A 24,336-nucleotide genomic window follows, 5' to 3' on the forward strand; every position below is an offset into this window, starting at 1 on the left:
TTATGTCACTGTCTGTCTGCTTTTGCTAGGAACGATGGTGGCTTGGCTGGCCGTGTCGCATGTTTCCCTTCCTTTGAGTGCTCGTGCTGTGCTAACCGTTTGGGCGGTACGAGACTTGCTCCGCTTCCATGCTCACCTCATCGCTAACGAAGGCCCCTTTCGCTTTTCATCTGACGCTTGGGCGGTCATGCCTAATGGGCAGTATCGAAAACTGACCTGTGTTTATGCGACCCCATGGCTGCTGGTGCTCGCCGCGCGTGCGGATGCCCAATACCTTTATATTTGGCGTTATGGCCTTCCAGACTATCATTTTCGTCTGATTTATCGGCATTGCTGTCAGTAAAGCTGGGATAGCATGTGACATATTTGTGACAAACCGATTGCGTGGCTTTACTTTTTCACGTTATCTCCGATATTCAAGGAACACGGGTTCAATCCATTCTGCTCAGATAACGCTGTAGGGTCGCTATGAATATTAAACAAAAACTCTTGTCACTCACCTTGATGTCGGTGTTGGCGCTACTTGCGGTTGCCGCCGTTGCATGGAAAGCGGAAACGCGACTACAAAAAATGCACAGTCAGCTAACCACGGTCTCTGATCTTGAGGTGATCTTGCTCAATCTACGCCGCAATGAGAAAGACTTTCTCGCGCGCATGGACCCCAAATATCTCTCCCGTTTTGATAACAATGTCGACGCGTTCAATCAGCTGCTGAGTGATTTTCGCGCCCGCAGCGCTTCGTTGGGGCTAGAGACTGCGACCATTGATAAAGTGCAGCGAGCAATGACAGCGTATGCCAACGGCTTTCGCGATCTGGGTAAGGGTTACCAAACATTGGGGTTAACCCCTGAGCAGGGGATCCGAGGACAGATGCAAAACGCGAGCAAGAAAATGGTGGCAGCGACCAAAAATGACATTGTGCTTGAGAGTAGCGCCCGCTTATTAGCCGCAGATGCCAAACTGTTTGTGCAAAGCAGTAACCTTGACTACATCGACGAATATCAAAGCCAAATGCAAGAGCTTGAAGATTACCTTCGCGGTGACCTGCTCGCTTTATTTCAAGCGCATCAGGCGCAAGTGGACAAGATTGTCGCGCAGAAAAAGACATTAGGGCTAGCGGCAGACAAAGGCCTACTGGGGCAAATTCGGGGGAAAACCCACCAAGTTGAGGAAATGTTCGATGTGCTCAGTAAAGAGTATGAGCAGGCCATTTCGCAAGCCTTAAGACAGACCGTGATGATGACCGGATCGGTGGTGGTGATACTGGCACTGGTGATGACAGCGATTTCGTTGTGGATGAACCGTGGCATTCAACAGCGTATTTACCGATTTAGTGAGCAAATGGCCGCCATCACGCAGCAGCGGGATCTGACCTTGAGAGCTGACGAAAACGGTCGTGATGAGATTGCCCTCATGGCGAAAGACGTTAACCAGATGCTCGGCAGTATCCAAACCATGGTTTTGGATGTGAGTCGCGCCATACAAGCGCTTAATCAAAGTGCAGAGCAAGTTGAATCCCGTACTGAAGCCACTGGGGCCGCCATGGCTACCCAGTTAGATGAAACCACTCATGCCGCGACTGCGATGAATGAGATGGAAAGCACCATTCGCGATATTGCGGGTAATACCGATCAGGCCGCGGAGAATGCGCGCACCAGCTTAAGCCGTGCGGAGAACGGGCAAAAAGTGGTGGATGACACTAAAGCGATGATCATGACACTGGCAGAAACCCTCAGTGATACCAGCAACGAGGTGCTTGAACTGAGTAAGCTGTCTGAAACCATCGGCTCAGTATTAGATGTGATTAAAGATATTTCCGAGCAAACCAACTTATTGGCACTGAACGCGGCGATTGAAGCGGCGCGCGCTGGTGAGCAAGGACGTGGCTTTGCGGTCGTGGCTGATGAGGTGCGCCAGTTGGCGACCCGTACGCGTGAATCAACCGATGAAATATCTGGCATTATTACGTCGTTGCAAGCGCAAACTCAGTCGGTTTCTGAGCGTATGGAGCAAAGCCGAGAAGACGGGGAAACATCCGTGGGTAAGGTGGAAGCGGCCTCGCAAGAGCTCTCGCAGATCATGGAAGATATGCAAAACATCATGGATATGAGCACCCACATTGCCACGGCGATCGAGCAGCAAAGCTCGGTGGCAAAAGAAGTCAATCAAAACGTGCACAATATTCAAGATATTGCGCAAAACAGTACTGAACGCGCCAACCAGAACCGCGAAGCGGCACACAAGGTGGCCGAAGAAGCCGCACACCTTGAGCGTGCGGTGAGCGAGTTTAAAAGCGAATAACCGCGATGATATCCAGTAAAAAGGCCAGCCTCGTGAGGCTGGCCTTTTTCATTTCAGGGCTTAGGGAGCAATCAAAACCCGCTAACAGGGCTGATCCGGCGTTAATACGGTGGGACCGGATTGCTCGTTAGGCTCAGGGTAATCAATGGTGTAGTGAAGGCCTCGGCTTTCTTTACGTTGCATGGCACAACGAACCATGAGCTCTGCCACCTGTAAAAGGTTACGCAACTCCAGCAGATTGTTTGAGACCCGGAAATTAGCATAATACTCATGTGTTTCTTGCTTGAGCAGTTCGATACGGCGTAGCGCACGCTCCAAACGTTTGGTTGAGCGGACAATGCCCATGTAATCCCACATAAACAGGCGTAACTCATGCCAGTTATGCTGGATCACCACTTCTTCGTCGGAACAAATTACTTGGCTCTCATCCCAAGGGGGGAGCGCAGTATGCGGCTCGATATGGTCTGAGTGCGCTTTTATATGTTCAGCAGCTGACCATGCATAAACCACACATTCGAGTAGCGAGTTAGATGCCATACGGTTCGCGCCATGCAAGCCGGTGTAGCTCACTTCCCCGATGGCGTATAAGCCGGGTAAGTCTGTGGTGCCGTTTTTATCCACCATCACGCCACCGCACGTATAATGGGCGGCTGGGACAATAGGGATCGCCTCTTTAGTCAGATCGATGCCGTATTGCTTGAGCTTTTCGTAGATGGTGGGAAAGTGTTTGATCACAAATTCAGGGTCTTTGTGGCTGATGTCGAGATACATACAGTCGGCGCCAAGGCGCTTCATTTCGTAGTCAATCGCACGGGCAACCACATCACGCGGGGCAAGCTCGCCGCGTGAATCGAATTCCGCCATAAAGCGCGAGCCATCTGGGCGTTTAAGGTGAGCGCCTTCACCGCGCAGTGCTTCAGTGAGCAAAAAGTTGCGCGCGTCTGGATGGTACAGACACGTTGGATGAAACTGATTAAATTCTAGGTTGGCGACACGACAACCTGCGCGCCATGCCATGGCGATGCCATCACCGGATGACACATCGGGATTGGAGGTGTATTGATAAACTTTCGAGGCCCCTCCGGTGGCGAGTACCACATAGTTGGTGCGCACGGTCTCAACCACTTCTTGGTTTCGGTTCCAGATGTAGGCGCCGAGGACGTGGTTTGGACCACCTAATCCGACTTTTTTACGGGTGATAATATCCAGCGCATTGTGTCGTTCAAGCAGGGTGATATTAGGGTGTTGGCGCACATTGTCTTGAAGCGAGTTTTGCACGGCCATTCCGGTCGCATCGGCGGTATGCAAGATACGGCGGTGGCTATGGCCGCCTTCACGGGTTAAATGATACCGAGGGGTGTCGTCGTCGCTATCTTCTTGATCGAACGGGACACCGCCATCAATTAACCACTGCACACAATCTTTAGCATTGCGGGCAATAAAGTCCACGACCTGGGTATCGCAGATACCTGCGCCCGCGATTTGGGTATCCTCGACATGAGATTCTACCGAATCTTGTTCGTCAAACACCGCGGCAATACCGCCCTGTGCGTAAAGCGTTGCCCCTTCGCTGAGCGGGCCTTTACTTAATACAATCACCTTGTGGGTCGGCGCTAAGCGGAGCGCCAGTGACAAGCCTGCGGCACCACTGCCGATGACTAGCACGTCACATTGATGTTCCTGAGTTGTGGTCGTCATGATCCCTAATCCTCTTTCTGCGCCCCCAATGTTACACCAATTTGACGTGGCTGCGCGCGGTAAGATCAAATCCCGTCTCGCTTGGGTGAAAGTTTGCAACCATGGTATGGTTCGGGCGACAATGCCCTCAGTCAAAGAGACATTCTTTGACCATTCCGTCACAGTAATGTGATTCAACGCATAATAAAACCAACATGGTGAGGAACTTTTCGCCGGCTGGGTTATCGAATCGTGTGCGAAAGCTCGCAAGCGGGTTTAACCGCGCTCTGACAACGTCGGGCCTAGAATTTCGATAATCGGGCGGAAAGATCAACCAAGGAGTAAACGCTCGAATGGGCGAGCAGCTAACCGACCAGGTTCTAATAGAACGTGTACAGAATGGTGACAAGCAAGCTTTCAATCTGTTAGTCGTCAAATATCAGAATAAGGTATGTAACCTTATCGCCCGCTATGTCGGTACACACAGTGGTGATATTCCAGATATTGCGCAAGAGGCGTTTATCAAAGCGTATCGCGCATTGCCGGGATTTCGTGGCGAGAGTGCGTTTTATACTTGGCTGTATCGCATTGCTGTGAACACCGCGAAAAACCATTTGGTGGCACAAGGACGACGTCCGCCAGGCAGTGATATTGATGCCGACGAAGCAGAAAATTACGAAAGTGGGGGTTCTTTAAAAGAAATATCGAACCCTGAAAACTTGATGTTGTCAGATGAATTGAGACAGGTGGTATTTTCGACCATAGAAACACTGCCTGACGACTTAAGAACCGCAATTACCTTACGGGAGCTCGATGGGCTCAGCTATGAGGAAATTGCACAGGTAATGGATTGTCCAGTCGGTACGGTGCGGTCGCGTATTTTCCGAGCGCGTGAAGCGGTTGAAAAACGCATCCGGCCACTGATGAAACGGTAACGAGTTTTACTGGCTGCATGACGGTGACTTGAATGACGGATAGAGAAAAAATTTCAGCGTTGTTAGATGGCGAACTGGTGGATACGGCAGTCATCCACGAGATTGAGCGAGATGATAACGCGCAACAGGCTTGGGGGAGTTTTAGCACCATTCGCGATGTGATGCGTGGTGAGGCACCCAGCTCGTTGCAATGGAACATTGCCGATTCTGTAGCGTCCGCGCTGGAAGCAGAACCTGCTTATCAAGGCGATCACCTTGATAATAACGTGCTCCCCATGCACGAAGCACAGCCGCGTCCTGAAAAGGCGCGTCGTCACTTACCAGGGTGGCTGCAGCAGCTGACACAGGTAAGCGTTGCCGCGTGTGTCTCGTTGGCCGTGATCGTGGGTGTGCAGCAATATAATCAGTCTGATGCGAGTTCGCCGGTGGCCAGCACGCAAACCCAACCGCCAGTACTAGAAACGATTCCTTTTGCAGGGGCTGCGGAGCCGGTCAGCTTAAGCCGTGACGATCTACGTGCCACACCTTCTGAGGCCGAGTTGATGGAGCAGCGTCGCCGCGTCAATGCCATGCTCAAAGACTATGAATTGCAGCTGCGCTTGAATAAGGATAGGCTGTCTAACCATCAGACAATGGCACCGTCGACAAGCAGTAATAATCAATGAAAAAAATTCTGATCGGTGCGCTTGCGCTGGTCAGTTTGATGTCTGCGCAAGCCTCGGCCGAACCTTCTGCCGAGGCTTTGTTACATCAAATGGATACCGCAAGCGACACCCTAGATTATGAAGTGTCCTACATCTTGGTAGGTAAAAATAGTCTCGAACCCCTTCGCTTTCGTCATGCCCAAGTTGGGGATGATGCCTACGGCCACCTCATGTATTTAAGTGGCCCGCCGCGAGAAGTCATCCGTCGAGGCGGTGAAATCAGCTATTTTGAACCAGGCTACGACCCTTTCACCATTGCCAGTGATCATATGGTTGCGCCTTTGCCAACGCTTATCCAAGCCGATATCGATGTGCTGGCTAACCATTATGATTTTGTCTCTATGGGGCACGCGCGTGAAGCGGGGATGGATTGCCAAGTGGTTCGGATTACCCCGAAAGACGGAGAGCGTTATTCGTACGTATTATGGTTAGATGAGAACAGCAAACTGCCTGTCAGGGCGGATTTGCTCGACCGTGATGGCGATCCGCTTGAGCAATATCGTGCGTTGTCGTTGGTCGTCTCCTCACAAATCAGTACCTCAATGCAAAAGCTGGCTGAGCTGGCATTGCCACCGGTACTGACCTTGCCACAAACCACGCAGCGCTCCGACTTAGATTGGCAGGTCACCGCGTTACCTGAGGGGTTTGAACCTGTATACAGCAATCGTCACCGTTTGATGATGACTAAACGTGCGGTCGAGAGTCAGATGTTTAGTGATGGTTTGTTCAGCTTTTCTGTGTATCTTGCCAAAGCCGATGATGTCTCGGTGCGTAAGCAAATTGTTCGCCAAGGTCGGCGCACACTGCATAGCGTGACCAGTGGCAATGCAGAAATCACGGTGGTCGGCGATATTCCTCCTGAGACAGCTAAACGGGTGGCGGAGTCTGTCCGTATTACTGATATGCCTGCGAGTAAGTCAGAACAGAAGGTTGAACCATGATCAAAGCATTGGCAGAAGTTACCAGTTACCAAGATGGTTGGTTGTCATTGGCCTGCCAGCAGCAAACCAGTTGCGGTAGCTGCCAGTCACAAAGTCAATGTGGTACCGGTATTGTGTCCAAAGCCCTTCCTGGTAAGGTGAAACACCTTAAAGTACGTGCCCCAAACCCCCTGCCGGCCGGCACCTTAGTTGAAATCGGCTTAGGTGAGGCGACCTTATTACGCTCCGCGTTACTGGTCTACATGGTGCCTTTAGTCATGATGCTAACGGGGGCACTGCTCGGGCAATTTTTGTTCGCCACGCTCGCCGGCAGCGGGGAGGGTGGCGTTATCGCGCTAAGCCTAGGGCTGGGAGCGGTTGGTGTGGGCCTAGCGCGTCATCTTGCACCGCGTATCGGTACCCAAGAGCAGCAACAGCCTCAACTGTTACGCGTGATGGGGGAGCCCGTCTCTGACTTGGCGGTAATAAATACCACACAGCAGGATAGCGACTAGCCACTATTTTCGGTAGAATCCCGCTCACTTGATCTTAGGATCCCATTCTTATTGATAACGAGTAAGTCACACCAACACATGAAGCATATTCGTAACTTTTCGATCATCGCCCATATTGACCACGGTAAGTCGACACTTTCTGACCGACTGATTCAAGTATGTGGCGGCCTAACTGACCGGGAAATGGCAGATCAAGTTCTTGATTCAATGGATCTGGAACGTGAACGCGGTATCACCATCAAAGCACAAAGTGTGACACTGAACTACAAAGCCAAAGATGGCGAAGTGTATCAGCTCAACTTCATCGATACGCCAGGACACGTTGACTTCTCTTATGAGGTGTCACGCTCGCTCAAGGCGTGTGAAGGTGCTTTGCTGGTGGTCGATGCAGGACAAGGGGTTGAAGCACAGACGCTCGCCAACTGCTACACCGCCATTGATATGGATCTGGAAGTGGTTCCTGTTCTGAATAAGATTGACTTGCCGGCCGCTGATCCTGATCGCGTCGCGCAAGAAATTGAGGACATCGTCGGTATTGAGGCCATTGACGCCACTCGCTGTTCGGCGAAAACCGGCATGGGTGTTGATGATGTCCTTGAAGACATTGTACGCCAGATCCCGCCACCTGAAGGCGATCCTGACGCGCCAACGCAAGCGCTGATTATTGACTCCTGGTTTGATAAATACCTCGGCGTGGTCTCTTTGGTGCGCATCCGTGAAGGGTCGCTGAAAAAAGGCGACAAAGTGAAAATCATGAGCACGGGCCAAGAATGGAACGTGGACAGCATTGGTATTTTCACGCCTAAGCGTAAAGAGCTTAATGGTCTGCAAACCGGTGAGGTTGGTTGGGTGATCTGTGGGATCAAAGATATCCTCGGTGCGCCAGTGGGCGATACCATCACTCATGCTAAAAACGGCTGTGAAAAGCGCATTGAAGGTTTCCAACAAGTGAAGCCGCAGGTTTATGCGGGTCTGTTCCCCATCTCATCGGATGATTACGAAAGTTTTCGTGATGCCTTGGATAAGCTGAGCCTTAACGATGCTTCCTTGTTCTTTGAGCCGGAAAGCTCTGCGGCACTGGGCTTTGGTTTCCGTTGTGGTTTCCTTGGCATGCTGCACATGGAAATCATCCAAGAGCGGTTGGAGCGCGAGTATAACCTCGATCTTATCACCACTGCACCGACCGTGGTGTACGAGGTGACCCAAAATGATGGCGAGGTCATTTACGTCGACAGCCCATCCAAACTGCCACCTATCAATGACATAGAAACCATTGGTGAACCGATCTCGCGGTGTAATATTTTGGTGCCGAGTGAGTTTGTCGGTAACGTCATTTCACTGTGTGTGGAAAAACGTGGTGTGCAGGTCGATATGGTCTATCACGGCAACCAAGTGGCACTGACCTATGACATTCCGATGGCCGAAGTGGTTCTCGATTTCTTTGACCGGATTAAATCGACCTCACGTGGTTACGCGTCGTTAGATTATAACTTCGAGCGCTATGAAGTATCTGACATGGTGCGGGTGGATATCCTCCTAAACGGTGAACGCGTCGATGCGCTGGCGATTATCACTCACCGTGCTCATGCACAGCCGCGTGGTCGCGAGCTGGTGGAAAAAATGAAAGAGTTTATTCCTCGTCAGCAGTTTGATATTGCCATCCAAGCTTCGATTGGCAATCACATTATTGCGCGCTCGACGGTGAAACAGCTACGTAAAAACGTGACCGCGAAATGTTATGGCGGTGACGTGAGCCGTAAGAAAAAGCTTCTGCAAAAGCAAAAAGAAGGTAAAAAGCGAATGAAGCAGGTCGGTAATGTCGAGCTGCCGCAAGAAGCCTTTTTGGCCATTTTGCACGTGGGCAAAGATAAATAACGACGGATTCCATTATGGCCAATACGTTTTCTTTGATTTTAGTGCTGGTGACCTTGGTCACCGGCATTGTTTGGGCGTTAGACAAATACCGTTGGGCACCGCGCCGCCGCCAAGCGGCAGGGGAAACCCTCAAGGTGTCAGCGCGTGAACTGGATGCCGAACAAGTTGCTAAAGTGGCGCCTCAACCGAGCTGGGTTGAAAATATGGCGTCTATTTTTCCAGTGATCGCGGTGGTACTGGTGTTGCGATCATTTATTTATGAGCCGTTTCAAATTCCATCCGGATCGATGATGCCTACCTTATTGGTCGGGGATTTTATCTTGGTGGAAAAGTTTGCCTATGGCTTACGTGATCCTGCCTTCCACACTGAAATTGTCGAGACAGGTAAACCAGAGCGCGGTGATATCGTGGTATTTAAATACCCGCCTCAACCCAATATCGATTACATTAAGCGCACGGTCGGGCTGCCGGGCGATACGGTTGTGTATGAAGATAAGCGCCTATGTATTCAGCCCAAGGGCGAATCTCAGTGTCAGCCGGTGCCGATTGACGATATTCAGCCGAGCCAGTTTATTCAAGCGGGCATCAACCTTGTGCAAGCGCAGGAGCAGTTAGGGGAGCAGTCGCATCAGATTTTGGTGCACCCTAAAAAGCAAGATCGGGTGAGCGCGTATCAGCCACGTCCGGGCGTCAACCGCTGGGTCGTGCCAGACGGGCACTATTTTATGATGGGTGACAACCGTGATAACAGCGCGGATAGCCGCTTCTGGGGCTTCGTCCCTGAACGCAATCTCGTGGGCAAAGCGGTTGCTATTTGGGTTAGCTTTGAATTTGAGCGCCCCAGTGATAGCTGGCTACCATCGTGGGTACCGACAGGCATTCGCTTTAACCGTATTGGTGGAATTGATTAATTCTGGACTATGATGACAAAACTAACAGATAAGTTGCAGCGTGATATCGGCTACCAATTTAGCAACGCTGCATTACTCGAATTGGCGTTAACGCACCGCAGTGCCAATGGCACCCATAACGAGCGTCTCGAATTTTTAGGCGACTCGATTTTGAGCTTTGTGATTGCCGAGGATCTTTACCACCGTTTTCCGAAAGTGGACGAAGGCGACATGAGCCGAATGCGCGCTACCTTGGTGCGTGGTAACACCTTGGCGGAGATCGGACGTGAGTTTTCTCTGGGCGAAGTGATGCGCCTTGGCCCAGGAGAACTTAAAAGTGGCGGGTTTCGTCGTGACTCGATTCTCGCTGACGCCGTCGAAGCCTTGATTGGCGCGATTTTTTTGGACAGTGATATCAACCGAGTGCAGGAGATTATCCTGCAGTGGTATCAACACCGCCTCGAGACCATTGAGCCTGGCGCGAGTCAAAAAGATCCGAAAACCCGACTGCAAGAACACCTACAGGGTAAACGCAAACCCTTGCCGTCTTACACGGTGATGAAAGTGCGTGGTGAGGCACACAACCAAGAATTTACGGTAGAGTGCCAAGTATCAGGACTGGAGAGTTCTGTGATTGGAAAAGGCAGCAGCCGTCGCAAGGCAGAGCAAGCGGCTGCAGAACTCGCATTACAGAAGTTAACATAATGACTGATACACAGCGCTGTGGCTTTATTGCCATTGTAGGCCGTCCGAACGTCGGCAAATCAACATTACTGAACCGCTTAGTGGGGCAAAAGCTGTCGATCACTTCGCGGAAACCGCAGACCACACGTCACCGCATCATGGGGGTGGATACCCGTGATAACTATCAAGCGGTATACGTTGACACCCCAGGGCTGCACATCGAAGAAAAGCGCGCGATCAACCGCTTGATGAACCGTGCGGCGAACAGCTCATTAACCGATGTCGAACTGGTGTTATTTTTGGTCGATGGCACCCATTGGACCAAAGACGACGAGATGGTGCTCAACAAGTTAGCGCGCTCTGGTTTGCCAACGGTCTTGTTGGTCAATAAAGTCGATAATGTGAAAGAGAAAACCGAGCTCTTTCCACACCTTCAAACCTTGTCGGAAAAGATGGAGTTTGTTGACGTGATCCCGGTGTCCGCGAAACACGGCACCAATATCGATGTGGTTGAACAGAAGGTGCGTGACGCGTTACCGGAAAGTGAGTTTTACTTCCCTGAAGAATACGTCACAGACCGCTCTCAGCGCTTTATGGCCTCTGAAATTATCCGCGAAAAACTGATGCGCTTTACCGGTGAGGAGCTGCCTTACTCGGTCACCGTCGAAATCGAGCGCTTTGACTACAACCCAGAAACGGACGGGTTTCATATCAATGGTTTGATCTTGGTTGAGCGCAATGGCCAAAAGAAAATGGTCATTGGTAAAGGCGGCGAAAAGATCAAGCGCATTGGCCGTGAAGCGCGTCTAGACATGGAAGAACTGTATGAGCGCAAGGTTTACCTTGAGCTTTGGGTAAAAGTGAAGTCAGGTTGGGCCGACGATGAACGCGCGCTACGCAGCCTCGGTTATATCGACGATCTCTAAGTGACCCACTGATTCAGGTACCCATGCCAGGAGGAGAGAGTGAGTGGACGGGTTTCAACGCGGCTTTGTATTGCATACGCGCCCTTACAGTGAATCCAGTCTGCTTTTGGATATCTTTTCTGAGCACGAGGGGCGCGTGACTCTGCTTGCCAAAGGGGCACGTCGGCCACGCTCGGCGATAAGAGGTGCCTTGCAGCCTTTTACCCCTTTGCTGCTCAAATGGGGGGGACGTGGTGAACTGCGCACTTTACGCAGTGCCGAAGCCACAGGCCTCGCCCTACCGCTATCAGGCAATGCCTTGTATTCCGGTTTTTACCTCAATGAGCTGGTGATGCGTGTGCTGGAGCCTCACACGCCTTACCCGGCGTTATTTCATGACTATGTGACCGCATTGACCCAGCTGGCTCGCTACAATAATCCTGAGCCAGCCCTGCGTTGTTTTGAACTCGCGTTATTAGAAGCCTTGGGCTATGGGGTTGATTTTCTTCATTGTGCTGGCAGCGGTGACCCGATTAACGATAACATGACGTACTTGTATCGCGAGCAGCAAGGCTTTGTGGCATCGATCATGAAAAGCCAACACCGACAATTTACGGGGGCCGATCTGCGTGCGTTGGCGACGCGTCACTTTGAGACGGTCGCTCAGTTACGTGCCGCAAAGCGTTTTACGCGTATGGCGCTCAAGCCATATCTTGGCCCCAAGCCGCTCAAAAGCAGAGAATTGTTTAGAAGGAAATAATCATGGATAAAATCTACTTAGGTGTGAACATCGATCACATCGCGACAGTGCGCAATGCGCGTGGCACCGCGTATCCGGATCCTGTTCATGCCGCTGAGTTGGCAGAGCGTGCAGGCGCGGCTGGGATCACGGTTCATTTGCGTGAAGATCGCCGCCACATCACTGATCGTGATGTTCGCTTGCTTAAAGAAACCTTGCAAACCCGGATGAATTTGGAAATGGCGGTCACCGATGAAATGGTCGAGATAGCCTTGGAGACGCAGCCTGAGTTTGTATGTTTGGTGCCAGAAAAGCGTGAAGAGCTGACGACCGAAGGGGGCCTCGATGTCGCGGGCCAGTTGGATAAAGTCAAAGCCGCCACGCAAACGTTGAGCGAAGCGGGGATTAAGGTTTCCTTATTTATCGATGCCGACCGCACACAAATAGAAGCCGCTCACCAATGTGGCGCACCGTTTATTGAACTGCACACCGGGCATTACGCCGATGCCGCCAATGACAATGATCGCCAAGCCGAGTTGAAGAAAATCTCAGCGGCGGCCAGTTATGCGGTCGATTTGGGGATCAAAGTGAATGCGGGCCACGGCTTAACCTATCATAACGTCACGCCGATAGCGGCGATGCCAGAAATGCATGAGCTGAATATTGGTCACGCGATCATTGGCCGTGCCATGTTTGATGGTTTGCAAAAAGCCGTCGCGGATATGAAAGCGATCATGGAAGCGGCGCGTCGCTAAATGGCCATTGCTGGAATTGGTACTGACATTGTTGAGATTGCGCGTGTTGAAAAAGCCCTCGCGCGCCAACCACGCTTTGCTGCCAGGATCTTAACCGAGCCTGAGCAAGCCAATCTGGCGCGCCATCACGCGCCTGGACGTTTCCTCGCCAAGCGCTTTGCCGCCAAAGAAGCCGCCGCCAAGGCGCTTGGAACCGGCATTGCCAACGGGGTAACGTTCCACGACTTTATTATCACCAACCAGGCCTCGGGCCAACCAACCTTGAGCTTGTCGGGCCGAGCCGCGGAACTGGCGCAGGTGCGTGGCATTACACAGTGTTGGCTCACCCTCTCTGATGAAAAAGCGTATGCCATCGCGTATGTGGTGCTAGAAACCGCATAAGCTTACTGCTGTATGGCTGCACCTCACGCGGTGTGGCGTTCGATGTTTTATGAGGTACCCAAGTATTGTGGTGCCAATTGCTCAATGTGCGCAATTTCATCTTGCAGCTCTAACAGCTCTGGCTCGATAGCAGCCATATCCGCGCCTGCTTTTAGTTGGGTTTCGAGCTCATGACACAAGCTTTTTAGCTGCGGGACACCGCTATACGCGCAACTCCCATGGAGCTTGTGAATAGCGTGCCATAACTGATCAGTCTCTAATTCTCCGGCCAATGCTTGCTCAACGGCCTCTTTCACCGAGTCAAACGAGGCCAATAACATGGTTAGCATCTCTTTCGCCAGATCCGTTTTGCCTGCCGCTTGATTGAGCGCGCGCTGCCAATCTAGGTGTCGCACACTTTGATCTTGGTTGGCTGACGGGCTTGGCGATGGGACGCTTTGCACTTGAGAGGCCGCCTCATCAAGATGCAGCCAGCGTGCGAGGGTACTCTCTAACATGGCTTCTTCAATTGGCTTGGTCAGGTAATCATCCATCCCCGCTTCAAGGAGACGCTCACGTTCACCGGGCATCGCGTGGGCGGTCACCGCAATAATCGGTGTTTGCTGATTGAATCCTGCTTTGCGAATTTCTTGGCTAGCGGTGACACCATCCATCTCTGGCATTTGGATGTCCATCAAAATAATATCAAACGCTTGTTGGTGGGCAAGCGCGACCGCTTTCACCCCATCTTCTGCGGTGATCACCTTCTCGACCCGTTCGGCCAGCAAGGCAGTGATCAGCTTTAAGTTGGCTGGATTATCATCGACGGTCATTACCGTATAAGGCGCTTTTTGTGATGCACTTGGCTTAGGCAAGGGTAAAGGCGTAGCCTCAGGGGACCCGATTAATGCCTCCAGCAGTTTACGTTGAGGGATAGGCTTGGCAATACAGGCGCTGACCCCGGCTTTTAATAGATGCTCAGAGGCTTCTAGCTCAGTGGTTGGCAAACACACCACCACTGATTGCGCTTGCTGCTCGCAGACCTGCACCGCTTGTTGCATGGCATCAAGACTCGGCATGCTTCCCGCGTCGAAACAGAGCAAGGCAAAGTGATAGTGACGGCCCGTCAGCACATTGGTGCCAGATGCAGTGTCGACATTCAGCCCCACTTGCGTCAGCCGCTTACGCAAAATCTCGCGAGTGCGCGCATTCGGCTCAACGATCACGATGTCGCGACCCACCAAAGGTTCAATGTCGAGCGGTTGTGAAACTGGCAAATCGGTCTGCGTGAGCTGCAGGGTAAACCAGAAACTTGAGCCTTGGTGAAGGCGACTGGTAAAGCCAATGTCACCGCCCATTTGTTGGACCAGTTTTTGTGTGATCACTAGGCCAAGGCCAGTACCACCATAGCGACGCGAAATGCTGGCGTCCGCCTGCCTAAAGGCTTGGAAAAGCTGGGCTTGCTGGCGTTCGGAAATGCCAATGCCAGTATCTTTAACCATTAACTGTAGCTCAACGGTTTCATCGTGAAGCTGCTTGAGATCGACACTGACATCAATATTCCCGCGCTCAGTAAACTTGGCGGCATTCCCAATCAGGTTTATCAGCACTTGTTGGATACGGAGTGGATCGCCCACGGCCCCTGCAGGAATACGCGCATCGGTCCGCAAGGTGAGCTCTAGTCCTTTCTCGTGCGCCATCGGTGCAAGCAGTCGCATCACTTCATCGAGCATGTCTTGAACATCAAACGGGATGTTTTCCAACAGCAGTTTGCCTGCTTCTAACTTAGAGAAGTCGAGGATGTCATTAATGATGGTGAGCAGGTTATTAGCCGACTTTTCAATGGTGAGCAAATAGTCACGCTGGCTGCTGCTGAGCTCGGTTTTGAGCATTTGACGCGTAAAGCCAATCACCCCGTTAAGTGGGGTACGTAGCTCGTGCGACATGTTGGCCAAGAACTCAGATTTAACCCGCGCCGCTTCTTGCGCATTTTTCTTGGCGATATCGAGTTCAACATTCTGAATTTCCAATTGCTCGAGGGTTTCGCGCAGATCACAGGTCGCCTGGTCAATACTTTGCTGCATTTCTAAATGGTATTCCGACAACGAAATAGCCATCGCATTGATACCGTTTTTCAAGGTGTCGAGCTCACCGAGTAACTCACCCTCAATCCTGACATCAAGATGGCCGCGCCGAATTCTATCGACTAAGGTCACCATGTTACCAATCGGATGGGTGACATCCGCAATTAAGCGATAGGCAAAGAAGCATGACAATATTCCGCCCAAAGCAACCATCACCAGTGCGGTGATCATCTCCTGGTATTGCTTTAACCGCACCGAGCTCAAATCTAGCTCCATGGCAATATAGCCCAGCGGTCGCTCAACATTGAGGCCAGGGGTAAACCGACCAATCTCCAAAATAGGGGCGCGCAGAATCAAGGTATCCTGCTGTTGGCTTACCTGCAGTTGTGTGGGGATAGGTTGGCCACTGTTAACCGAGAGCATGGCAAGATCGCGATGATAGTTCGAGGTGACAAATAGCTCGTTACGTCGGTCGAACACGGCAATACTGCGCACAAACTGTGAGTGCTGGCGGTGCGCAAAGCCAATTAGCCGGCGTACGTTTTCACGGCTATCATTTTTCAATCCGACTTCGCTGGCAATCGCCAGTGGCTCGATGATCGCAGAGCCGGTGACCGTCAGTTGCTGTTCAAGATCTTGGTAGCGGGTGCTGGTAAAAAACGCGCTCAGTAATAGGCCGACAATCAACGTTGGGGCAATGGTGAGAACAGAGACACGGGTGCGGAGGCCATATTTGGTCATGCTAGATAAACTATGGGAAAATAATCACGACATTTAGCCGTCAGTGTACATGATTCAATCACAAAATAGTCAGCGAACTATCACAACTCCCACTGGCAGGATCTCTTGACTGGCTTGGCGACAAGCTTTTAACACTGGAATCGATAATGGCGCGCTTTTTTAAGCCTGAGAAAAAGAAAAAGGTTGAGCAAAAGCATCAACTGCTGACCATAGAACGCTTGGACCATCATGGTGACGGGGTGGGTTTTTTGCAGAAAAAACCTGTTTTTGTCCCGGGAGCCTTGCCCGGCGAACAAGCCTTGGTGCAATTGACCGAACAAAAGCGTCAATATGCGCGCGGTCAATTAATTAAGTTGGATAACCAGGCCGCGCAGCGTATTGAGCCTGGTTGTCCTCTTTACCAGCAGTGTGGGGGCTGTAGCCTTCAACACCTGGATCACCAAGCACAGGTCGCACACAAGCAGCAAACGCTCAATGAGTTGATGCGAAAATTTGCAGGTGATGAGATAACGCTGTCAACGCCGATAGAAGATGCGGCTTGGCATTATCGTCGTCGTGCGCGGATCAGCTTGCAGGTGGATAAAAAAGGGGCATTGGCGATGGGATTTCGCGCTCGTCAACGAAGCGCGATCATCACAGTGAATCAGTGCCCGGTGTTAAGCGCACCACTCAACCGCCTCCTGTCAAGCTTACGCCCTTGTTTAGAAAGCCTGCGTGGCCGTCGTATATTGGGACACTTAGACGTCATTGACGCTGACAACACATCTGTGGTCTCACTGCGTACCACTAAGGGCTTGCACAACGACGATCGCCACGCGTTAATGGCGTGGGCACAGACGCAAGACTGCACACTGTATTTGTATCAAGGCGACATGGCACCGGAGCGTCTTGTCGGGCCTGCGCCCTATTATAATGTGGCAGGTTGTCAATTGGCGTTTGCGCCCAGCGACTTTATTCAAGTCAATGCGAAGGTCAACCAAGAAATGGTAGGGCAAGCACTTGACTGGCTTGCCCTTGAGCAAGACGATCGTGTGTTGGATCTTTTCTGTGGCTTGGGTAACTTTAGCGTGCCAATGGCTAAGCGTGTGAAACACGTGGTAGGCATTGAAGGTGTGCAAGCTATGGTGGACCAAGCAGCGGATAACGCGGCAAAAAACGGCTGTGAGAACGCCGAGTTTTACCAAGCTGACTTGAACAGTGACGCGCTGATGGGTGAATGGGCGCAACAGGATTTTACCAAAATCTTACTCGATCCGGCACGTGCGGGGGCTGCTGGTGTCATAGACTTTGTGGCACAATCTAAGGCTTCACATATTGTGTATGTGTCTTGTAACCCTGCCACGCTAGCACGTGATGCGCGCGTATTGCTCGATAATGGCTATCAGCTGGTCACGCTTGGTATGTTGGATATGTTTCCACAAACAGGACACATGGAGTCGATGGCTTTGTTCATGCCTGTCACCAAACGGTTGGCATAATACAAGTTTGGCCCTCGTGGCCTGTCGATACGGATACGCCTCTCTTGTCACTCGAGAGATAAGGATAGGAACGGTTATGGTTGCGGTACGAGAAGCCCACCTACACGAAGACGAAGCGTTTGATCTCAATACCTGGGTTCAACGGTTAGGGCAAGATCCCTCAACCACTCAGGCGTTGGTAGATGGTTATCAATACTGCCGAACATTGAGCGACGATGAAGCCGTGCTCAGCCAGCCACTATGGCGTGGCCGGGAGATGATTGAAATCCTCGTCACCTTGAGCATGGATGCTGATACCTTATTGGCAGCCCTGTTTTTCCCCGTGGTTGAGGCGGAGCTTATCAGCCTAGATACCCTTGCGGACGCTTACTCAACCTCTATCGTCAAACTGATAGAAGGGGTACAACAGACGGCGGCTATTCGCCACTTAAATACCCAAACAGAGACAGAAGCAACCTCGTCTCAGGTTGATAACGTACGTCGTATGCTGTTATCGATGGTGGAAGACTTTCGCTGCGTGGTGATCAAGCTGGCGGAGCGCATCTGTCATTTACGCGAAGTGAAAGAGGCGGAGGAATCTGTCCGCCAACAAGCGGCAAAAGAGAGCGCCAACATTTATGCCCCCTTGGCTAACCGGTTAGGTATTGGTCAGTTAAAGTGGGAGTTGGAAGACTACGCGTTCCGTTACCAGCATGCGCAAACCTACAAACAAATCGCTAAGCAACTCGCGGAAAGACGGATTGATCGCGAAAACTACATCACTGATTTTGTCGACGATCTGCAGCAGGCGATGGAAGCGTCCAACATCAATGCGCAAGTCTATGGTCGCCCCAAACACATTTACAGCATCTGGCGTAAAATGCAGAAAAAGAACCTGCAGTTTGACGAGTTGTTTGACGTGCGTGCGGTACGCATCATCGCAGAAGAGCTACAAGATTGTTACGCCGCGTTAGGAGCCGTGCACACCAAATTCCGCCATCTACCCAAAGAGTTTGATGATTACGTCGCCAACCCGAAACCCAATGGTTATCAATCCATTCATACTGTGGTGCTGGGGCCGGAAGGTAAACCGGTAGAAATTCAAATCCGCACCAAACAAATGCACGATGATGCAGAGCTTGGGGTCGCTGCACACTGGAAGTATAAAGAAGGGGCGGCCAGTGGGCGCAGTGGGTACGACGAGAAAATTACCTGGCTGCGTAAACTGTTGGCATGGCAAGAAGAAATGTCAGACTCGGGTGAAATGCTTGATGAGCTGCGCAGCCAAGTGTTTGACGACCGGGTTTATGCCTTTACCCCGCGCGGCGATGTCGTGGACTTACCCAGCGGCGCCACGCCGTTGGATTTTGCTTACCATATTCACTCCGAGGTAGGGCATCGGTGTATCGGAGCGAAAGTGGAAGGGCGTATTGTCCCGTTCACTTATCACCTTCAAATGGGCGACCAGGTAGAAATCATTACCCAAAAAGAGCCCAACCCCTCGCGAGATTGGCTAAACCCCAGCCATGGCTTTGTGAATTCGAGCCGGGCACGCGCCAAAATCAATGCTTGGTTCCGCAAACAGGATAAAGATAAGAACATTGCCGCGGGTAAAGAGATTTTGGATACCGAGCTGCAAAAAATCGGTGGTACCAGCAAAGACGCTCAACTCGCGCTCAAACGCTTTAATGTGAATACACTGGATGAGCTCTACGCGGGAGTTGGTAGCGGTGATTTGCGTATTAATCAGGTGGTTAACCATATCAATGGCCTGATTAACAAGCCAAGTCTTGAAGAAGAAGAGCAACAGCTTTTAGAGAAGCTGCAACAAAGTGAGCAAAAGCCGAATACGGGCAAGGCGCACCGTGATGCTGTGGTTGTGGAGGGTGTTGATAACTTAATGACTCACCTTGCGCGTTGTTGTCAGCCATTACCCGGTGATGAGATCAAAGGTTTTGTCACCCAAGGGCGGGGTATCTCTGTGCACCGCGCTGATTGTGAGCAACTCAACGAACTGAGTCATCACGCGCCCGAGCGCATTATTGCCACGGTTTGGGGTAAAGGGCACATTGGTCAGTACCATGTGCGGATCCGCTTATCTGCCAATGAGCGTACCGGGTTGGTCAAAGACATCAATACCGTGCTCAGCAATGAAAAAGCACGCGTAGCGGGCATGCAAAGTCGCGTGGATTACAAAAAACAAATGTCTATTATGGATTTTGATTTAGAAATTTCCGATCTCGACACCCTGAGCCGCGTGGTTAACCGGCTTGAACAAGTAAAAGATGTGGTTGAGGCCAAACGTCTTCGCTAATCATCCTTCGCCCTGTCTCGACAGGGCGTTTTTTTAGAAGGAACGCTTTTATGGCTCCTATCGAGCAATTACTGACCATTATGGCGACCTTACGTGATCCCGACAAAGGTTGTGATTGGGACAACGCGCAACACTTCGCCTCCATCGTGCCTCATACGCTAGAAGAAGCCTATGAAGTGGCGGATGCCATTGAACGTGAAAACTGGTCAGACCTAAAAGATGAGCTCGGTGACCTACTTTTTCAAATTGTGTTCTACAGTCAACTGGGGCGGGAAGAAAACCATTTTGATTTTGAGGATGTGGTGCGCGGCATTTGCGACAAACTCATCCGTCGTCATCCTCATGTTTTTGGTCCCAAAGATGCGCAGGGAAAGCCTTTAATGGCACCAGATTGGGAAGGTATCAAAGCGAAAGAGCGCGCCGAGAAATCGTCCTCTGTGCAACCGGAAAGTGTGCTCGATGGGGTGACACAAGGCTTACCCGCCTTAATACGAGCGTATAAATTGCAAAAGCGTTGTGCACGTGTGGGCTTTGATTGGCCGACTGTCGCCCCTGTGATAGATAAAGTGCGGGAAGAGATTGAAGAAGTCGAGCAAGAGCTGGCGCAAACTTCTGTCAACCAGGCACGTGTGGAGGAAGAAGTCGGGGACTTGTTATTCGCGGTGGTAAATTTGGCTCGCCACCTAGGGACAGATGCCGAGCAAGCCCTACGCCGTGCCAACCAAAAATTTGAATCTCGCTTTCGTAAGGTTGAAAACCACTTACGTGATAATGAAAAAAACATTCAACAATGTCAGCTAGATGAACTAGAATCGGCATGGCAGGCCGTCAAAAAGGCGAATAAGTAAATATCCTGTAATTGGCATAATTGATTTGTGACAATTAAAAACACCAGGGTGTGTGGTAGCTTTCACATTGTGGGAGTCAATGGGGTCTGGTATCATAATGTCCCGTCCAGAACTTCATTAATTTCCTCTAAATCCAACTCTCAGGTTTAGCATGACGACGAACTACATTTTTGTTACGGGCGGTGTTGTATCCTCCCTCGGTAAGGGTATTGCTGCAGCCTCATTGGCAGCCATTCTTGAAGCGCGTGGCCTTAACGTCACCATCATGAAACTCGACCCTTATATCAACGTGGATCCAGGGACAATGAGCCCTACCCAGCACGGGGAAGTATTCGTCACGGAAGACGGCGCAGAGACCGACCTTGATCTCGGCCACTACGAGCGCTTTATCCGCACCAAAATGACCAAGCGTAATAACTTTACCTCTGGTCGTGTGTATGCGGATGTACTGCGCAAAGAGCGCCGTGGAGATTACCTGGGAGCCACCATTCAGGTGATTCCACACATCACCAATTCGATCAAAGACCGCATCATCGCCGGTGGTGAAGGTCACGATATTGCCATTGTCGAAATCGGCGGGACAGTGGGCGACATTGAGTCGCTGCCGTTTTTAGAAGCGATTCGCCAGCTGACCGTTGAAGTCGGCCGCGAACATGCCATGTTTATGCACTTGACTCTGGTCCCTTATTTGGCGGCCGCGGGTGAAGTGAAAACCAAGCCAACGCAACATTCGGTGAAAGAGCTGCTATCGATTGGTATCCAGCCTGATGTACTGGTGTGTCGTAGTGAGCGCCCGATCCCGGCTAATGAGCGCGCGAAAATTGCGCTGTTCTGTAATGTGGCAGAAAAAGCCGTGATCACCATGAAAGACGTAGACTCTATCTACAAAATCCCATCACTCATCCGCTCTCAAGGCTTGGATGATCTGGTTTGCAGCCGCTTTGGCATTGAAGCGGCGGAAGCTGACCTGTCAGAATGGGAACAGGTCAGCTACGAAGAAGCCAACCCAATGGGCGAAGTGACCATTGGTATGGTGGGTAAATATATCGAGTTGCCGGATGCGTATAAATCTGTCAACGAAGCGTTGAAGCACGGTGGGTTGAAAAACCGTCTCACCGTCAACATCAAGTATGTAGACTCGCAAGATCTTGAAACACGTGGCACGGAAATGCTGCAAGACTTGGATGCTATCTTGGTACCAGGTGGATTTGGTGACCGAGGTGTAGAGGGCAAGATCCTGGCGGCACAATATGCGCGTGAAAATAAACTGCCGTATCTCGGCATTTGCCTAGGAATGCAGGTTGCCCTGATTGAATACGCGCGTAACGTCGCGGGTATGGAAGGCGCAAACTCGACCGAGTTTAACAAAGAGAGTAAATACCCAGTGGTGGGTCTGATCACCGAGTGGGTGGATGAAGAAGGCAAAGTGGAAGAGCGCAGTGAAACCTCTGATCTGGGCGGTACCATGCGTCTTGGCGCACAGCTTTGTCATCTTACGGAAGGGTCTAAAGCACACCAGCTTTATGGCAACACGCAGATCCACGAGCGCCATCGCCACCGTTATGAAGTGAACAACTTATTGCGTCCGCAGCTAGAAAAAGCGGGGCTTTCAATCTCAGGCTTGTCTGCAGATAAAAAGCTGGTGGAGATCATCGAGAACCCTGAGCACCCATGGTTTGTTGCGTGCCAGTTCCACCCAGAATTCACGTCGACACCACGTGATGGCCACCCACTGTTTGCCGGGTTTGTTGCGGCGGCAGGCAAAAAACAGCGCGGTGAGCTATAAACGAGATTCGAGCGGTCGCCTGAACGTAGGCAGCCGCTTTTATTTTTAAAAACAATGACAGACGAGAGGAATCACAATGTCTAAGATCGTTAAAGTTCTAGGCCGTGAAATCATCGATTCACGCGGTAACCCAACCGTTGAAGCTGAAGTACACCTAGAAGGTGGCTTCGTTGGTATGGCGGCAGCACCTTCAGGTGCATCAACGGGTTCTCGCGAAGCGCTAGAACTGCGTGATGGTGACAAGTCACGTTTCATGGGTAAAGGCGTTCTAAAAGCGATTGAAGCGGTTAACGGCCCAATCGCCGAAGCCCTACAAGGTAAAGACGCGAAAGCCCAAGCCGATATCGACCAAGTGATGATCGATCTCGACGGCACTGACAACAAATCTAAATTTGGTGCGAATGCTATCCTGGCGGTGTCTCTTGCTAACGCAAAAGCAGCCGCGGCTGCGAAAGGCATGCCTTTGTTTGAGCACATTGCTGAACTAAACGGCACGGCTGGTCAGTTCTCAATGCCTCTGCCAATGATGAACATCCTTAACGGTGGTGAGCACGCGGATAACAACGTTGATATCCAAGAGTTCATGATCCAGCCTGTTGGCGCGAAAACCCTGAAAGAAGCACTGCGCATTGGTGCGGAAGTATTCCACAACCTCGCAAAAGTACTGAAAGCCAAAGGCCTAAGCACTGCCGTGGGTGACGAAGGTGGTTTTGCACCGAACCTAGAATCAAACGCTGCTGCACTGGCTGCGATTAAAGAAGCGGTTGAGCAAGCGGGCTACGAGCTGGGTAAAGACATCACGCTTGCGATGGACTGTGCGGCGTCTGAGTTCTATGACAAAGAGCAAGGCATCTACAACATGAAAGGTGAAGGTAAAACCTTCTCTTCAGAAGAGTTTAACCATTACTTGGCAAAACTGGCTGAAGAATACCCAATCGTGTCTATCGAAGATGGCCTAGACGAGTCAGATTGGGATGGCTTTAAGCACCAAACTGAACTGCTGGGTGACAAACTTCAGCTAGTGGGTGATGATCTGTTCGTAACCAACACCAAGATCCTCAAAGAAGGTATCGATAAAGGTGTGGCGAACTCTATCCTGATCAAATTCAACCAGATCGGTTCTCTGACCGAAACGCTGGCGGCGATCAAGATGGCGAAAGACGCAGGCTACACAGCCGTGATCTCTCACCGTTCAGGTGAAACAGAAGACGCCACCATCGCTGACTTGGCGGTTGGTACGGCTGCAGGCCAAATCAAAACCGGTTCGATGAGCCGTTCTGATCGTGTGGCTAAGTACAACCAGCTAATCCGTATTGAAGACGCGCTGGGTGAAAAAGCACCATTTAATGGTCTAAAAGAAGTGAAAGGCCAATAATCGGCACTTAAGCACTTTTTGCCAAAAAGCCGTCCCGTTTAACGGGGCGGCTTTTTTCGTTTAGGAAAACCATGACACCAGCCAGCGGATCCGCTAGCCTATGCGGTTAGTCAATCAGGGTGTGAATACCCTGAGCCGATATTGGAAGGAGTACAGGTATGAGGCTGCTATCGGTTGCACTGTTTCTCACGCTAGTGTGGCTGCAGTACGAACTGTGGCTGGGTAAAAATGGCGTGACAGACTATTGGCAAATTGAAGCCAATGTCGCCGTACAGCAACAAGCCAACCAAAAACTCGTTAAGCGTAACCAGCAAATGTACGCAGAAATTGCGGATTTGAAGCGTGGGCAAGAAGCGATTGAAGAGCGCGCACGCAATGAGCTGGGCATGATAAAGCCGGACGAGACATTTTTCCGATTAGTCGATAAATCCCAGTAACTGACAGCCGTTGACTGGCGGTACAACCAAAGAA

21 protein-coding genes are annotated in these 24,336 nt (G+C 51.2%); 19 read left to right on the plus strand and 2 right to left on the minus strand.

Going from position 1 to position 24,336, the window contains the following annotated elements; all coding sequences use genetic code 11:
- Positions 1 to 34 precede the first annotated feature (34 nt).
- Positions 35 to 343 carry a hypothetical protein gene (locus tag BZG72_RS08055; RefSeq protein ID WP_077578944.1) on the plus strand — a complete coding sequence of 103 codons (309 nt, stop codon included), beginning with the start codon at positions 35 to 37 and terminating at the stop codon, positions 341 to 343.
- Between the two features lie 125 nt (positions 344 to 468).
- Positions 469 to 2,301 (plus strand): methyl-accepting chemotaxis protein, encoded by a 1,833-nt coding sequence (locus BZG72_RS08060; protein ID WP_077666515.1) that lies wholly within the window; start codon positions 469 to 471, stop codon positions 2,299 to 2,301.
- Positions 2,302 to 2,382: 81 nt separating this feature from the next.
- Here BZG72_RS08060 and nadB read toward each other — a convergent pair whose 3' ends face one another.
- Positions 2,383 to 3,999 (minus strand): L-aspartate oxidase, encoded by a 1,617-nt coding sequence (gene nadB / locus BZG72_RS08065; protein ID WP_077578942.1) that lies wholly within the window; start codon positions 3,997 to 3,999, stop codon positions 2,383 to 2,385.
- Positions 4,000 to 4,331: 332 nt separating this feature from the next.
- Between nadB and rpoE the strand changes: the two genes are divergently transcribed.
- The 11 genes from rpoE to acpS all read left to right on the plus strand — a co-directional run bounded on the left by rpoE (position 4,332) and on the right by acpS (position 13,281).
- Positions 4,332 to 4,913 (plus strand): RNA polymerase sigma factor RpoE, encoded by a 582-nt coding sequence (rpoE, locus tag BZG72_RS08070; protein ID WP_046074081.1) that lies wholly within the window; start codon positions 4,332 to 4,334, stop codon positions 4,911 to 4,913.
- A gap of 32 nt (positions 4,914 to 4,945) precedes the next feature.
- On the plus strand, positions 4,946 to 5,578 hold the full coding sequence (locus BZG72_RS08075; protein WP_046074082.1) for an RseA family anti-sigma factor: 633 nt from the start codon (positions 4,946 to 4,948) through the stop codon (positions 5,576 to 5,578).
- Positions 5,575 to 6,558, plus strand: a complete 984-nt coding sequence (gene rseB / locus BZG72_RS08080) for a sigma-E factor regulatory protein RseB (protein WP_046074083.1) — start codon at positions 5,575 to 5,577, stop codon at positions 6,556 to 6,558. Before BZG72_RS08075 ends, rseB begins: the two co-directional genes overlap by 4 nt.
- Complete coding sequence (locus BZG72_RS08085) at positions 6,555 to 7,052, plus strand: SoxR reducing system RseC family protein (protein ID WP_077666516.1); 498 nt, start codon at positions 6,555 to 6,557, stop codon at positions 7,050 to 7,052. Before rseB ends, BZG72_RS08085 begins: the two co-directional genes overlap by 4 nt.
- A gap of 78 nt (positions 7,053 to 7,130) precedes the next feature.
- Positions 7,131 to 8,927: a translation elongation factor 4 gene (gene lepA / locus BZG72_RS08090; RefSeq protein WP_046074085.1), complete on the plus strand. Its 1,797-nt coding sequence runs from the start codon at positions 7,131 to 7,133 to the stop codon at positions 8,925 to 8,927.
- 14 nt (positions 8,928 to 8,941) lie between these two features.
- Positions 8,942 to 9,838: a signal peptidase I gene (lepB, locus tag BZG72_RS08095; RefSeq protein WP_077578940.1), complete on the plus strand. Its 897-nt coding sequence runs from the start codon at positions 8,942 to 8,944 to the stop codon at positions 9,836 to 9,838.
- A gap of 12 nt (positions 9,839 to 9,850) precedes the next feature.
- Positions 9,851 to 10,522, plus strand: a complete 672-nt coding sequence (rnc, locus tag BZG72_RS08100) for a ribonuclease III (protein WP_046074214.1) — start codon at positions 9,851 to 9,853, stop codon at positions 10,520 to 10,522.
- A complete protein-coding gene (era, locus tag BZG72_RS08105; protein ID WP_046074087.1) occupies positions 10,522 to 11,427 on the plus strand; it encodes a GTPase Era in 906 nt (301 codons plus the stop codon). Before rnc ends, era begins: the two co-directional genes overlap by 1 nt.
- 43 nt (positions 11,428 to 11,470) lie before the next feature.
- Entirely contained in the window at positions 11,471 to 12,166 is a 696-nt protein-coding gene (recO, locus tag BZG72_RS08110) for a DNA repair protein RecO (protein WP_046074088.1), read from the plus strand.
- A gap of 2 nt (positions 12,167 to 12,168) precedes the next feature.
- The gene (gene pdxJ / locus BZG72_RS08115; protein ID WP_077638533.1) at positions 12,169 to 12,900 is read left to right on the plus strand and encodes a pyridoxine 5'-phosphate synthase; all 732 of its coding nucleotides are present in this window, start codon (positions 12,169 to 12,171) and stop codon (positions 12,898 to 12,900) included.
- On the plus strand, positions 12,901 to 13,281 hold the full coding sequence (gene acpS, locus BZG72_RS08120) for a holo-ACP synthase (protein WP_077666517.1): 381 nt from the start codon (positions 12,901 to 12,903) through the stop codon (positions 13,279 to 13,281).
- 47 nt (positions 13,282 to 13,328) lie between these two features.
- Here the strand turns inward: acpS and barA are convergent, their stop codons facing one another.
- On the minus strand, positions 13,329 to 16,085 hold the full coding sequence (gene barA, locus BZG72_RS08125) for a two-component sensor histidine kinase BarA (RefSeq protein ID WP_077666518.1): 2,757 nt from the start codon (positions 16,083 to 16,085) through the stop codon (positions 13,329 to 13,331).
- 146 nt (positions 16,086 to 16,231) lie between these two features.
- Here barA and rlmD point away from each other — a divergent pair, with 146 nt between their 5' ends.
- The 6 genes from rlmD (at position 16,232) to ftsB (ending at position 24,302) form a co-directional block, all read left to right on the plus strand.
- Positions 16,232 to 17,563: a 23S rRNA (uracil(1939)-C(5))-methyltransferase RlmD gene (gene rlmD / locus BZG72_RS08130; RefSeq protein WP_077666519.1), complete on the plus strand. Its 1,332-nt coding sequence runs from the start codon at positions 16,232 to 16,234 to the stop codon at positions 17,561 to 17,563.
- A gap of 76 nt (positions 17,564 to 17,639) precedes the next feature.
- Positions 17,640 to 19,856 (plus strand): GTP diphosphokinase, encoded by a 2,217-nt coding sequence (relA, locus tag BZG72_RS08135; RefSeq protein WP_046074093.1) that lies wholly within the window; start codon positions 17,640 to 17,642, stop codon positions 19,854 to 19,856.
- A 50-nt stretch (positions 19,857 to 19,906) separates the two neighbouring features.
- On the plus strand, positions 19,907 to 20,704 hold the full coding sequence (gene mazG / locus BZG72_RS08140; RefSeq protein WP_046074094.1) for a nucleoside triphosphate pyrophosphohydrolase: 798 nt from the start codon (positions 19,907 to 19,909) through the stop codon (positions 20,702 to 20,704).
- Positions 20,705 to 20,855: 151 nt separating this feature from the next.
- A complete protein-coding gene (locus BZG72_RS08145) occupies positions 20,856 to 22,490 on the plus strand; it encodes a CTP synthase (protein ID WP_046074095.1) in 1,635 nt (544 codons plus the stop codon).
- Between the two features lie 76 nt (positions 22,491 to 22,566).
- Entirely contained in the window at positions 22,567 to 23,865 is a 1,299-nt protein-coding gene (gene eno / locus BZG72_RS08150) for a phosphopyruvate hydratase (protein ID WP_046074096.1), read from the plus strand.
- Between the two features lie 158 nt (positions 23,866 to 24,023).
- Entirely contained in the window at positions 24,024 to 24,302 is a 279-nt protein-coding gene (gene ftsB / locus BZG72_RS08155; protein ID WP_046074097.1) for a cell division protein FtsB, read from the plus strand.
- Positions 24,303 to 24,336: the final 34 nt, after the last annotated feature.

It is taken from the genome of Salinivibrio sp. PR6 (assembly GCF_001995955.1).
GTDB lineage: Bacteria > Pseudomonadota > Gammaproteobacteria > Enterobacterales > Vibrionaceae > Salinivibrio > Salinivibrio siamensis.